Source organism: Pontibacter brevis (assembly GCF_054779655.1).
This window is the reverse complement of the sequence record NZ_BAAGXV010000030.1, coordinates 43444-56736: the sequence shown is the minus strand read 5'-3', so window position 1 is coordinate 56736 and position 13293 is coordinate 43444. Positions and strand designations below refer to the sequence as shown.

Here is a 13293-nt window from a genome sequence, read left to right as displayed (position 1 = left end):
TTAATTAAATACCGATGTTTACTCCGAACAGGAATGTTCTTGACTGCGGATAAATACCTCGGTCCACACCTATTTCCAGCACACTGTTAGACTGACCTTCCAGCCATCTTGAAGAACCAATTTCCGGATCGAATCCATCGTCATACCTTGTCCAGGTAATCAGGTTGGCGGCACTTACATACACTCTCAGGCGCTGAATTCTTGCTCTTTGAGAAATTGCTGCCGGCACATTGTAACCAAGCTGAAGGTTTTTAAGACGAACGTAAGAACCATCTCTTATCCATCTGTCAGAATCCGGTCTCAGGTTATTGTTCGGGTCACCGGCAATCAGTCTTGGGAATTCTGCATTCGGGTTATCCGGCGTCCAGGTATTTCCGATTAGGGAACTGAACTTGTTGCCTGGGTCAGCAGAGTAACCGTAAAGTGCGATAGCACTGAATATGTCGTTGCCGACGCTGCTGTTAAACAGGAAGTTCAGGTCGAAGTTCTTGTAAGTCAACTCACCAGTAAGACCCGCTGTAAAGTCAGGAAGCGGATTACCGATAAATGTTCTGTCATCACCGTCAATCTGACCATCTCCATCGCGGTCAACAAATATGATGTCACCTAACTCAGCGTCTGGCTGAACCTGCTGTACACGGTTAAGTTCTTCCTCTGTTCTGATGATACCGGCAGTCTGGAAGCCGAAGAACTGCGCTATTGGCAGACCTTCCTGCGTACGGTTGAAAGGCTGCGTCAGCACTAACCCGTTCAGATCAAGCACCTCGTTGTCAACAGTAGTCAAGTTCAATCCAAAACCATAACCAAAGGCATTGTCCATGTTGCGGTAACCCAGGGCTAACTCGAAACCTCTGTTTCGGATACTACCTGCGTTCGTGAAGGCAGCACCAGGACCAGTACTCTCCGGGATAGGAAGCTGCAGGAGCAGGTCTTTGGTAGTCTTCACAAAGTAGTCCGCAGCAAAGGTCAGTTTGTTATTCAGGAAACCAGTTTCCAAACCGAAGTTAACCTGCTCAGTTGTTTCCCATCTGATATCCGGGTTAACCTGTACTCCCTGGAAGAAACCAGGAACCTGAATCTGATCGGCACCCAACGCATATCGGCCACCACCCTGGATTACACCATAGGTTGGGTAGTTACTGAAGATGTTCTGGTTACCTGTTTCACCCCAGCTGGCACGCAGCTTCAGGTTGCTTACAAAGCCTACATTGTCCTTGAAGAAGTTCTCCTCTGATACTCTCCAACCAATGGAGGCAGAAGGGAAAACACCATACCGGTTATTTGCAAATTTAGAAGAACCGTCTCTTCTGATGTTTGCTGTTAACAGGTACCTGTCACCAAAGCTATAGTTCACCCTGGCTAATTGAGAAAAGATAGCAGATTCAGACGCTCCACCACTCACGAAAAAGTTACTTGTTGCCTGGTTCAAATGCTGGATTTCTGCGTTTTTAAGGAATCCACCACCTCTGGCAAAGGCATTCTGGTAGTAGTTGTCCTGCGCTTCAACACCGGCAAGTACATCAATATCGTGCTGGCCAAAAGACCTATTATAGGTAAAGAGGTTCGTCCACTGCCAATTTCTGTTGGTGCTGTTGTTTACGCCCAGCTGGTTGGCAGTACTAACTCTGTTACCAATCGCATAGGCAGGATCGAAGTTTTGATTCCTGAAGTAGTTGAAGTCCAAGTTAAAGCTTGAACGGAAGTTCAGGCCCTCTATAATCTCTACCTCTCCGAACACAGAACCCAACACACGATAGTTTCTGTTGGTGTTATAAGACTCTAGCGCCAACCAAACCGGGTTTTCAGACTCGCCTTCAAAGTTTCCGGTAGGACCTGCGAAAGAACCATCCGGATTGTAAACAGGAACCGTAGGCAGCTGGCGGATACCACGTGAAAGTACCCCTGTGTTCAGGTCCTCGTTATTCGGAATCAGCGCTTCCTCGGTAGAGCTTAACTGCAGGGTGTTACCAATCTTTACCCTGTTCCCGATTTTGTGGTCTGTGTTTAAACGGAAGGTGTAGCGTTCAAAATCAGTACCGATTACAATACCCTCCTGCTGAAAGTAACCTGCAGACACATACATGGTAGAGGTTTCGCTACCACCAGACCAGGATAACTGATAGTTAGAAATTGGTGCTGTTCTGAATAACTCATCCTGGTAGTTTGTGCCTTCGCCTAATGACTCAGGATTTGCCCAGGCTGGGTTTGTTGGGAGACCTGCGGCCTGTCTGGCCATGTTGTCCAGCCTGGCGTATTCCGCGGCGTTTGTCATGTCCAGCGTTCTCCAGGCCGTCTGCACACCTGTGTAAGCAGAGAAGCTTACCTCAGACGTTCCTGCTCTACCTTTTTTGGTTGTAACAACTACCACACCGTTGGCAGCTCTTGAACCATAAATAGCAGTTGCAGAAGCATCTTTCAGAATCTCGATAGAGGCGATATCATTGCTGTTCAGGTAGTTGATATTACCTTCTACCTGCACACCATCTACTACATACAGCGGGTTGTTATTACCAATAGTACCGGCTCCCCTGATACGGATACTTGAACCGGCCCCTGGTGAACCAGAGTTAGCTGTTACCTGTACACCTGCAACTTGCCCCTGCAGCTGCTGCGCTACCGATGGCGTAGGAATTCTTTCCATGGCCTCTCCCTGTACAGAAGAAATAGCACCTGTCACGTCAGAACGCTCCTGCGTACCGTAACCCACTACAACTACCTCCTCTAAGGCCTTGGTATCTGTAGCAAGCGTAATGTTAACAGTAGAACGGTTGTTGATTGGCACTTCCTGTGTTCTGTAGCCGATGAAGGAAACAACCAGGGTTCCTGTACCGTTGGGCACATTCAGTGTAAAGTTACCGCTTGCATCTGTGGCAGTACCTATTGTTGTTCCTTTTACCACTACCGTAGCACCCGGCACACCCTGTCCGTCATCGCCCACAACTCTTCCGCTCACAGGCACTGTCTGCCGTATGCCATCCTTGGCCAGCATTATGCCATCGTTGGCATAACGGCCGAATGCACTCATACCAACAGCCTCTGCCTGCACAGAACCCTGTGACAGGCATGCAGCAACTAACAGCATGGCGAGCACCTTTTTCTGTTGTGGCTTTTTCTTATGGCTGCTATTAGTGAGCAACCACGTATTAAAGTAATTCTTTTTCATACAGTGTTTATTGTGTTAAAAAGACTATAAACTTATTATAAATAATACCACTCTTTTCTATATCAGTTCGATATACCCGCTTCCGGGAAGATTAATTTTTATTCCCAAAGAAAAAGAGCGGCTTCAGTTTCTACAACTACATATGTTAAATAGATCCTCTACAGGCTTAGTGATTAGTTACTCAGACTGGAAGTTTTCGCCAATTTAGAAAAATAATTTAGTTTTACCACATGTCGCAGAAATAATTTCCTATCTGTTTTTATAATACTTCAATCCCGTAACAGAAGATGTATAAATACCTACATCAATTAGGTAGTTCTACTTATAGCATATAGATTTGAGCAAGAGAATAGTATAAAAAAATCAAACAGAAAAAAGCACAGAGCTTCCAGCTTCAATTGTTCACAGGAAAGAAGATTGCTCCGATGAAATTGCACGCTTTATACGGTGCATTTCATTTAAAGATTGGGGAAAAACTTTTTTTGATAAAATTTAACCAAGACGCCTATACGGCAACTAAAAAAGGTGCTACTTTTTAGCAATAGATGCAAAGTGGTAAAAGTAAAAGAGTTACTGGTGCTCTTTTACTTTTTATTTAAAGCAATAGCTTTCTCTACCTTCTTTACTTGCTGATTCTGCAGCACAACCAGGCTTGCCCCTTCACTTCTCCATTTTTCCTGCCAGGCAGGTGGAGCAGGTGTATAGGTAAAAGATCCTAAAATGATATCCTCATCACCATCCTGGTCATAATCACCAGCCTCCATCGTCAGCCAATGGCCCAACTGCGACTGCGCAAAGGTGCTGGCGGCAAAGGTTAGGTTCTTTTCCTGCCGCAGGTACACAAAGCCTTTCTCCGGCACCTCTTTGAAGTCCGGAAAAAAAGAGATGGCCGCTACATCCAGGTCGCCGTCCTGGTCAAAATCACGGGCAAGCACTTTGGAGGCACTTAGTATGAGGTAAAAATAGGCTCAGGCTCACACGCTCACCTTCCAGCTTGTCTTGGTCAGGACGGCCAGTGCAAGCTGTTAAAATGACCAGACAAAGAAAGATGTAGAATGGTATGCTATAACTCTACCTTTCGTGTACGGCCGCTGAAATCCTTGATATGAACAGAAGTCACATAGCTGGTTAATGTCAGCTTGCGTGACGACTGCGAGAGGTACGTCTGGCCGTAATAGAACTCCTGCACCTGTTTTTTCCCGTTCTTATAGGTAATGGTAGCCATGCAGTCTAATGGCTGCAGCGCTATCACTTTTGCAGGGTTTCCTCCTTTGTCTTTTGCTGCAAACATGCGGAGGCTATCGTTATTCTGGGTAACGAGTGTCAGCTTTTGCCCCTTTGCATTCACCACCTGCGCAATAGCCTTGGCATCGCCATTCACAAAGAAACCGCTGCTGGTTAGAGTTGTCGGGAAAAAGCCCCCTTTGCCGTTTCCTTTCAGGTAAAGCCCTGCAAAGGCATCATACCTGCCTGTGAAAACCTCCGTTCCGTAATCGTTACCAACCAGGAGCAGGTCCAGGTTGCCATCACCGTCTACGTCATCCGGCTGCATGCCATATACGGGAGCCAGCTGCGCGGCCTTGGGCAGTAGTTTCATCTTAAATTTACCATTCCCGAGGTTCTCTATATAGCTACTCTGGAAATGTGTGGCTTTCATGATGAGGGCACCCTCACGCTCGGCCTGCGGTATCACCTCGTCTATTGTCGCATTGGCATAATGGATGTAGCGCGGGAAAAGACTGCGGGTACGCGGCATTTGCGCATTCAGGTCGTCGCGGGTATGCATCGGGAAAGGCTTCATGGTGCCATCTGTGGCTTTCAGGTAGCAGGCCAGCACCGGGTCTATACTTCCGTTATTGTCAAAGTCTTTCGCGAAAATGCTCAGGGGTTGTGTAGTTGAGGCCACATAGTTCGTGTTCAGGCCTAAGTTACCTGCCACATAATCAATGTCACCGTCATTATCAAAATCCCCCGCTGCCAGGCTGTTCCACCAGCCGGTATAGGCGGCAAGCCCTGTTGACGGGGTGATGTTCCTGAATTTACCGTTGGCATTCTGGAAGAAAGTAACCGGCAGCCACTCTCCCGCCAGCACCAGGTCCACCTCGCCGTCCCCGTTAAAGTCAGACCACAAGGCATCCGTAACCATACCTATATTTTTCAGCTCCGGACCTACGGAAGCGGTGACATCCACAAAACGCCCCCCGTCGTTCCGGAGGATATAGCTCTCCGGTGCGAGCGGGTATTTACCCGGCACCACACGGCCTGCCACAAACAAATCCAGGTCCCCGTCTTTATCATAATCTGCAGCTCTTACACAGGACTTGCTTGATGCCAGGGCAGGAAGCGCCGCCTTTTCCTGTGTAAAATGGCCTTCACCATCGTTCAAATAAAGCCGGTCGTGGAGCTGCTCTGAACCTTCCTGGAACTCATAGCTTCCGCTGGCAGCATAGAAATCCAGGTCGCCATCGTTATCTGCATCAAAGAAAAGTACCCCCATATCCTCCCCGGTCTTACCAGTTGGGATACTGCCCTGTGTTAGTTTGAAGGTGCCATCCGGCAACTGTGTGAACAAGCCTCCATCTTTGCCGGCGGATCCGCCAATATAAAAATCATCCAGGCCATCGCCATTAATGTCGCCAACCGCTATACCGGGCCCGAACTGCGACAGTTTGTGCGGCAGTGTGCGCTGCCAGTTAAAGTCAATGCCATCGTCTTCAATGCTCTTGTACTGCACGCCGTGTTCGGCTGCCACTTCTCTGAAAACCATACGCTGCTGATGGTCTTCCGCATTTTGAAGCAGGTTTTGCTGGCCCGCCTCCTGCTGGTCCAGTGTCAGCACCTGGTCTACCCTGATGTTCCTCAGCAACTGGTACTTGCCATTGGGCCATACCACCTTCAGTGAGTCTACCTTATCGACGCTGCCTAAGCCGAAGTGTGCGATGCCTTCCACAGACGAGAGATAGCCTTTGTACACACTGTTTTCGTGATGTTGTTTTTTACCCTTGCCGTAGTAAATGGTTGCCATAGCCCCCAGGCCCGCCGCATTAGGCGCAGCTCCTTTGAACTCCAGGCGCAGAAAGTGATTTTCACCTTCGCCCTTTTTTGCAGCATACAGGTTGTTCTGGTATACAAAGGCGCTGTCGTTGATGTTGTTAACTATAAAGTCCAGGTCGCCGTCGTTGTCTAAGTCAGCATAAGCCGCTCCGTTAGAGAAGGCAGGAATATCGAGGCCCCAGTTCTTGGTTTCATCACTGAAAGATAGATCTCCTTTATTCCTGAAAGCGTAGTTTGATATTTTAATAATCGGAATGGAATCGATCAGGTACATATTACCGCCTACCATACCTGCCGGTCCGCTGCGGTAAACCCGAAAATCCTGATCGGTCACGTCTTTTGGAAAACCGTTGGTGATGATCACATCACGGAAGCCGTCGTTGTCGAAATCCGCCACCAAAGGCGTCCAGCTCCAGTCGGTCTGGTACAGGCCTGTTAGCTGTGCCACCTCGCTGAAAACCGGGTGGCCGGCAGGCGTCATGCCCTGGTTAAGCTGCAGGGTGTTCCGGACGTACTGGTGCTCATATCCGTACATGTCGTTGTTGAGGTAGGTGGCGTAATTGTTCGCCATCAGCATCATCTTTTTACGCTGGTTGTCTTCGGGCAGCATGTCCAGCGCCAGGATATCCACCAGCCCATCGTTGTTGATATCGGTCACGCTGTTACCCATTGCCGAGTAACTGGTGTGCTTGATGTAGTCTCTTATTTTGTTGGTAAAGGTGCCGTCCTGGTTGTTGATGTACAGCAGGTCGTTTGAGAGGTAATCGTTGGTAACATAAATATCAGGCCAGCCGTCCAGGTTAATATCACTGATGGCAAGCCCCAGCCCGAAGCCCTCTATCAGGATGCCTGCTTCGCGTGTTATGTTGGTGAAGGTGCCGTTCCCATCGTTGCGGTACAGGCGATCGTTGTTCTGAGCGCTACCATCCTTCATTTTTTTATGGTAGGTGCTCGGCACACCAGCATTGATTACGTTGGTAAGCACATACAGGTCCAGGTCCCCATCATTATCATAATCAAAGAAAGCTGCATTAGTGGAGTGCCCTGTATCTGCAATGCCATATTTTGCTGCTGATTCCGTGAAGGTAGGGTTCCCGTCTTTGTCCGGTCCATTGTTGACATACAGGAGGTTTGCCCGGCTAAGGGAGTCCGGCTTCATAGTGGCTGCCACATAGATGTCCAGCCAGCCATCGTTGTTTATGTCTACCAAAGCCACGCCAGAGCACCACTTCCCCTCTCCTGTTACGCTGGCTTTTTCTGTGATGTCATCGAACCGGAAGCCGCCCTTGTTCAGGTAGAGTTTATTGGACACCATGTTTCCTGTAAAATAAACATCCGGCAACCCATCGTTATTGAAATCACCAATGCCTACTCCGCCACCGTTGTAGATGTACTCCGTCTGGAGAATATTCATGGTGTCTGACTCAAATATCCGGTTCGAGAAATCAATCCCCGTATTGTCCGAAGTCAGTCTTTCAAAAAGGCGCTTGTCCTGCTGCTCGCAGGCAGGCAATACAAGTACTGATAAGGCGAATAGCAGGAGGTAACGTGTGCTGAAAAAGCGCATAGAAGAAAGGGTAAACGGGTAATACTCTTAAATCAATAGTAGCGAAGCATTTACCTAACCAAGTTACTGGTTATTAGGTTCTTTAATACAGGCAATATGCAAAAAATAAAGGCAAGATTAAAACCTTGCCTTTACTCTTCAATCAATCAGGAAATCTACTTTAATTGTTTCGGTTAGGCTGTAAAACTGACTGACCATTTACCTGGCTCTGAACAATTTGCTGCTCCGGGATAGGGAAGTACTCATCTTCACCAGCAGTAAAGACAGCACCCTGCAGGTATGGACGCTTCGTTTCCTCTACATCCAAATAAGCATTCAGCACCTCGGCTGCCACACCCCAGCGAACCAAGTCGAAGAAGCGCTGTCCTTCCATAGCCAACTCAAGCTTTCTCTCAAAGCGGATGGCTTTCATTGCCATTTCCTTGCTTGAGAATGTCGGATACATGCCTATCTGGTAATTTGCAGCTAGTGTACCATCCTCCAGTGTCACAAAGTCGGCCTCGTTGGCAGCACGCTCCCGCACCATGTTCACCAGTTCCGTTGCCCTGGCCAGCGATCCTACCTGCGCCTCTGCTTCAGCAGCCCACAGCAGGACCTCAGCAAAGCGAATGATGGCGTGTGTCTGGGCATTGTAGCCAGGTGTCCAGCTGGAACCGTCTGTAAACTGACTTTCATCGGCTTTTCGGTATACCTTTTTCTTAGGAGAATATGGCCCCATTTGCCCTTGGTTACGGATCCACAACTGGCCAGGGTGCAGCCCCCAGTCGTAATATGGCACTCCTCTTCGGCCTACTGTCTGATCAAGGCGTGGGTCAACCGGTGTGGTTCTATCTGGTGTAAATGCCTGGGCGCTTGTTAAACCCTGGTCGTTCTTCAGATCGCTTTGGTTAAAGGTATCCAGCAGCGGCAAGCCATTGGCATCTACTTTATAAGAGTTCACCAGGTTCTGCGAAGGCTGAAAAAAGCCGCAGCAACCACCGGGGGCCCCACCCCCGTTCGGGAAGTTAAGCACCTCAGCCGAGTTGGCATTCACCGCAGCGGAACCGTCGTTTACAGAAGACTGATAAGCGAACACAATTTCCTCATTGTTTTTATTTGCAATGCGGTAGATGTCACTGAACCTCTCTTCCAAAGCATACTTTTCTCCTCTGGCAGTCATGCCGTTCTCTATCACATCATTTAACAGCGGAAGTGCCTCCGCATACTTACCCTGGAACATGTATACCTTCGCCAGATAGGCCTTAGCGGCAGACTTATTTGCCCGTCCGGCTTGAGGTTGTCTTTCTGGCAGCCCTTCTATTGCAGCCAGAAAGTCAGCTTCGATCATGGGCCAAACCTCCTTGTCGTTTGCTACTTTCGCCGTATTCAGGTCACTGATGTTGACGGTTGTCTCATCTACATAAGGCACCTTCTCAAACACCTGGCGCGCATCAAAATGATAGTGACCGCGCAGGAAACGAGCCTCACCAGAAACCCTGTTCTTAGCTTCTTCAGTCATATCCGTAACTTCTGGCAAAAGCCGGAGCACATCATTTGCCCGGGCAATACCATCGTACAGTGTACGCCACTTTTCATTTAAATAACCTGTGCTTGGCAGTGTTTCATACCGCTCCATAATCAGCATCGCCACCTGGTCGGCTGGGTCAGAGCCTTTGTAGGCTTCATCAGAGGTAATACTGCCAAACACAAAGTTTGATCCGGCAGCCTCCCAGTTATTGGTGACAGAGCCGGTGCCATCCAGAAGAGAATAGGCAGCAATCAGCAGCCCCTCAACGCCTGCTTGGTTTTTTAACACACCCTCTGTAAGCGCCCCTATTGGTTGTGCCTCTAAAAACTCATCTTTACAGGCCACAAGCACTGATCCTGTAATGAGTATACCTGCTAAAAAGGTAGATATTTTTCTCTTTTTCATCTTCTTTGTTTTAGGAACAGGCCAGCCCCTCTTCATAAAGGCAGAGCAGCGGCCTGTTCTTCTTTTAATAATTAAAACCCAAAATTAACGCCAATCAGATACTGCTTCGGATTTGGCACATAGCCACCTGGGTCAATACCTAAGTTCAGGTCAGCAGTAGCGGCATTGCCACCCTGGTTGATGAAGCCCAGGTCCGGATCAATACCCTGGTATTTCGTGATAGTAAACAGGTTTTGTGCCTGCAGGTAAATTCTTGCATTACCTATACCTACTTTACCTGTGAGGGCAGCAGGCAGGCTATACCCCAACTGCATGGTACGGGCTCTCAGGAAAGAACCGTCTTCCACGTAGTAATCGTGTGTTACACTATTGCTGAAAAAGTCAGTGATATCCAGTGCAGGTAAAGTCGCATTCGGATTCTCCGGTGTCCAAGACTCCTCTAGTACCCTTGTGCTTCTATTACCCTTGAAAGTATTGAAATCAGTGAAGTACTTACTATAGTTGAAGATGTCGTTGCCAACGCTGGCATACAGGAAGGTATTGAAATCAAAGGCCTTGTATCGCAGTGTAAAATTTAAACCAGATGTAAAATCCGGGTGAGGGTTACCGATAAAGGTTCTGTCATCGCCGGTAATTTCACCGTCATTGTTCAGGTCCCTGAATCTCCATCCACCAATACGCTCACCACCTTGGTCAATAGCATCCATCTCTGCCTGTGAAGTAAAGAAGCCGTCGATCTGGTAGCCATAGAAGGAGCCCAGTGGCTGGCCTTTCTGCGTTCTGGAGATACTCTGCCCCCAGCGTGCACCATAGCTTTCAAAGTACTCCTCATCGTTATCACCCACTCTTAACACTTCATTCACATACCTGGAGAAGGTCAGATTCACGTCAAAAGTCAGATCAGACATAATTTCTCCTGCAGTAGACAGGTTGATGTCAAAACCTCTGTTCTGAATGTCTCCCAGGTTGATGAACGGCAGGGAAGCTACACCAGCGGGAGCTGCCGCCTGGCCAGGCACCAAAAGGTCGTTTGTTCTGCGGTTGTAGGCATCCAGGGTAAACATGACTTTGTTATTCCAAAGTGCCACATCCAAACCAACGTTTGTTGTAGTAGATGCCTCCCATTTCGTATTTGCGTTACCAATTCGGTCACTGTCAAAGCCAGCCTGAGCGCCAGAACTACTACCACCAATATCATAGGCACTGCCAGCAATAGCAGTACGGTACAGAGTGAACTGATTAGCTCCAGGTACCGGCAACTGGTTACCCATTTTACCCCATCCTGCCCGCAGCTTTAAATCGCTGATAGCAGGCACGGACGCCATGAAGTCTTCGCTGGAAATGCGCCAACCCACACCAACAGCAGGGAACACACCATATCTGTAGTTAGCACCAAATTTAGAAGAACCATCGCGGCGAACAGTAGCATTGAATAAATACTTATCTGCCAGGCCATAATCCACACGGGCAAACAGGGAAGCCAAGGTTTCCAAGTTACCATAACTAAAGTTGGTAAGCCCCTCAGTACCACTGTTCAATACCCGGAAGTCCGGATCTGTAGAGAACAAGCCTACCCTGCTACCCCCTACACCCCTGGAGGTATTTTTAACAGCTTCAGAACCGATCAAAGCGGTGATATCGTGCATTTCACCAAAATTACGCTTGAAAGTCAGGGTATTGGTCCAGGTCCAGTTTAGGGAGTTGTCATTACGTTCGGCGAAATTATTTTTACCGATGTTCTCTGCCCGCTCGTATGTAGAGAAAGTAAAATTCCTGCCATAGTAAGAGCCATAATCTACACCGAAGGAAGTGCGTGCTGTTAAACCTGTTATAATGTCGGCCTCGGCAAAGATATTACCGAACAAGCGCATGTTAGAGTTCTTGTTGTCACGCTGTCGGTACAATTCCGCTACAGGGTTCCGGGCATTACCTAGTTCACTGCCCCGTGTACCGGCAAAGTTACCGGCGATGTCATACACCGGAACAATCGGCTGCATCACATAAATGTGCTGAATATCCGATTCACCACCCCCTGTATTACCTACGTTACCGTGGTTATAGCTAATCTGTGCATTCTCGCCAATTCTGAATCTGTTGGCAATGGTAGCTGACGTATTCGCACGTACGGTATAACGCTTGTACTCTGTGTACTTAGCGATACCATCCTGGTCGAAATAATTAAAGCTAAAGGCATAGGAACTGTTTTCATTACCACCTGTCACACCCACCTGGTGGCTTTGAATGGAAGCAGGGTCAAACACAGCATCCCACCAATCTGTACCTTCCTTGTTAGCTCTGACTATCTGGTTAAAGTTATTTGGATCAAGGCTGTAAGCAGACTCATCCGCCGTCTGTGCACCTGCGGGCAGAATGTAGTTCGGTATGACAGGCTGTAAGCCATTACCATACTGAGGGTGTCCGTAAATAGAGCCATTAGGTGCCGTAGTTCCAAAAGCCTGTCCGGCACCGGCAGCCGAACGCCACAAGTACTCTCCGTACTGCTGGGTATTCAGCAACTCTGGTCCTTTGGGCGCTACCTGGGTGCCATAGAAAGAAGCCACATTCAATCTTGGAGCTCCTCCTTTACCTTTTTTAGTTGTGATGATGATTACCCCGTTGGCAGCACGCGAACCATATATAGAAGCAGAAGAAGCGTCTTTCAGCACCTGCAAACTCTCAATATCGTTCGGGTTGATTTCGTTGATACTAAAGGTTGGTACACCGTCTACTACATAGAGCGGGTCATTGGCACCGAAGGACCCGAAACCACGCACACGCACCTTAGCACCGGCGCCCGGCTGCCCTGTACCCGTAGTGGCCACACCAGCCACACGGCCCTGCAGCTGCTGCTGTACGTTAGGAGCCGGAGTTCTGAGCAACTCCTCTGTTTCTACAACCGAAACCGCACCAATAATATCCCGTTTCTCCTGTGTTGTGTAACCTGTTACAACCACCTCCTGTAGCGCCCTGGCATCGGTAACAAGCGTAACATTAATATTTGAACGATTGTTGATAGGCACTTCCTGTGCTTTGTAACCAATAAAGGAAATAATAAGTGTTCCACTGCCGCTCGGGGCATTGATTGTGAAATTACCGTTTGCATCAGTGGCAGTACCCACAGTAGTTCCCTTCACCACCACTGTAGCACCGGGTATACCCACTCCATCATCGCCCACAACTCTTCCGCTCACAGGCACCGTCTGCCGCAAAGCATCATTCGTAAGCAGCACACCATCCGCAGCATAGTGCCCGAAGGCACTCCCGACCATGTAGGCGGTCTCTGCATGCACAGGGTTCTGTGACAAGCACGCTGCTGCCAGCAGCATGGCAAGCACCTTTTTCTGAGGCAGGGTTTTCAAATGGCTGCGCTGGGTGAGCAACCATGTACTAAAGTATCTCTGTTTCATACATTGGTAGTTGAGATTAATAAACTTTTGAACTGTACTGACTACAAATCATCCAGCATACTCCCCCCTGGTTGCGAGCTAAAGAGCAACCAGATGCGTGCGCCGATGAGACTAAAAAAATTTGAAATGAGCGGATGCAGTAATGCTACATAGGCAAGGTGATTGACTACTCAAATATATAAGAAAATTA

General features: G+C 48.4%; 5 protein-coding genes. All 5 read right to left on the bottom strand.

The features are described 5' to 3' along the window. Nucleotides 1-4: 4 nt before the first annotated feature. The 5 genes from ACYVB1_RS09805 to ACYVB1_RS09785 all read right to left on the bottom strand — a co-directional run bounded on the left by ACYVB1_RS09805 (nt 5) and on the right by ACYVB1_RS09785 (nt 13103). Nucleotides 5-3163: a SusC/RagA family TonB-linked outer membrane protein gene (locus ACYVB1_RS09805; protein ID WP_460923319.1), complete on the bottom strand. Its 3159-nt coding sequence runs from the start codon at nt 3161-3163 to the stop codon at nt 5-7. 584 nt (nt 3164-3747) lie between these two features. Next, nucleotides 3748-4098, bottom strand: a complete 351-nt coding sequence (locus tag ACYVB1_RS09800; RefSeq protein ID WP_460923317.1) for an FG-GAP repeat domain-containing protein — start codon at nt 4096-4098, stop codon at nt 3748-3750. A gap of 128 nt (nt 4099-4226) precedes the next feature. Further along, a complete protein-coding gene (locus ACYVB1_RS09795) occupies nt 4227-7784 on the bottom strand; it encodes a VCBS repeat-containing protein (RefSeq protein ID WP_460923315.1) in 3558 nt (1185 codons plus the stop codon). A 160-nt stretch (nt 7785-7944) separates the two neighbouring features. Next, the gene (locus ACYVB1_RS09790) at nt 7945-9696 is read right to left on the bottom strand and encodes a RagB/SusD family nutrient uptake outer membrane protein (protein ID WP_460923313.1); all 1752 of its coding nucleotides are present in this window, start codon (nt 9694-9696) and stop codon (nt 7945-7947) included. A gap of 71 nt (nt 9697-9767) precedes the next feature. Continuing rightward, nucleotides 9768-13103 carry a SusC/RagA family TonB-linked outer membrane protein gene (locus ACYVB1_RS09785; RefSeq protein ID WP_460923311.1) on the bottom strand — a complete coding sequence of 1112 codons (3336 nt, stop codon included), beginning with the start codon at nt 13101-13103 and terminating at the stop codon, nt 9768-9770. Between the last annotated feature and the right edge of the window lie 190 nt (nt 13104-13293).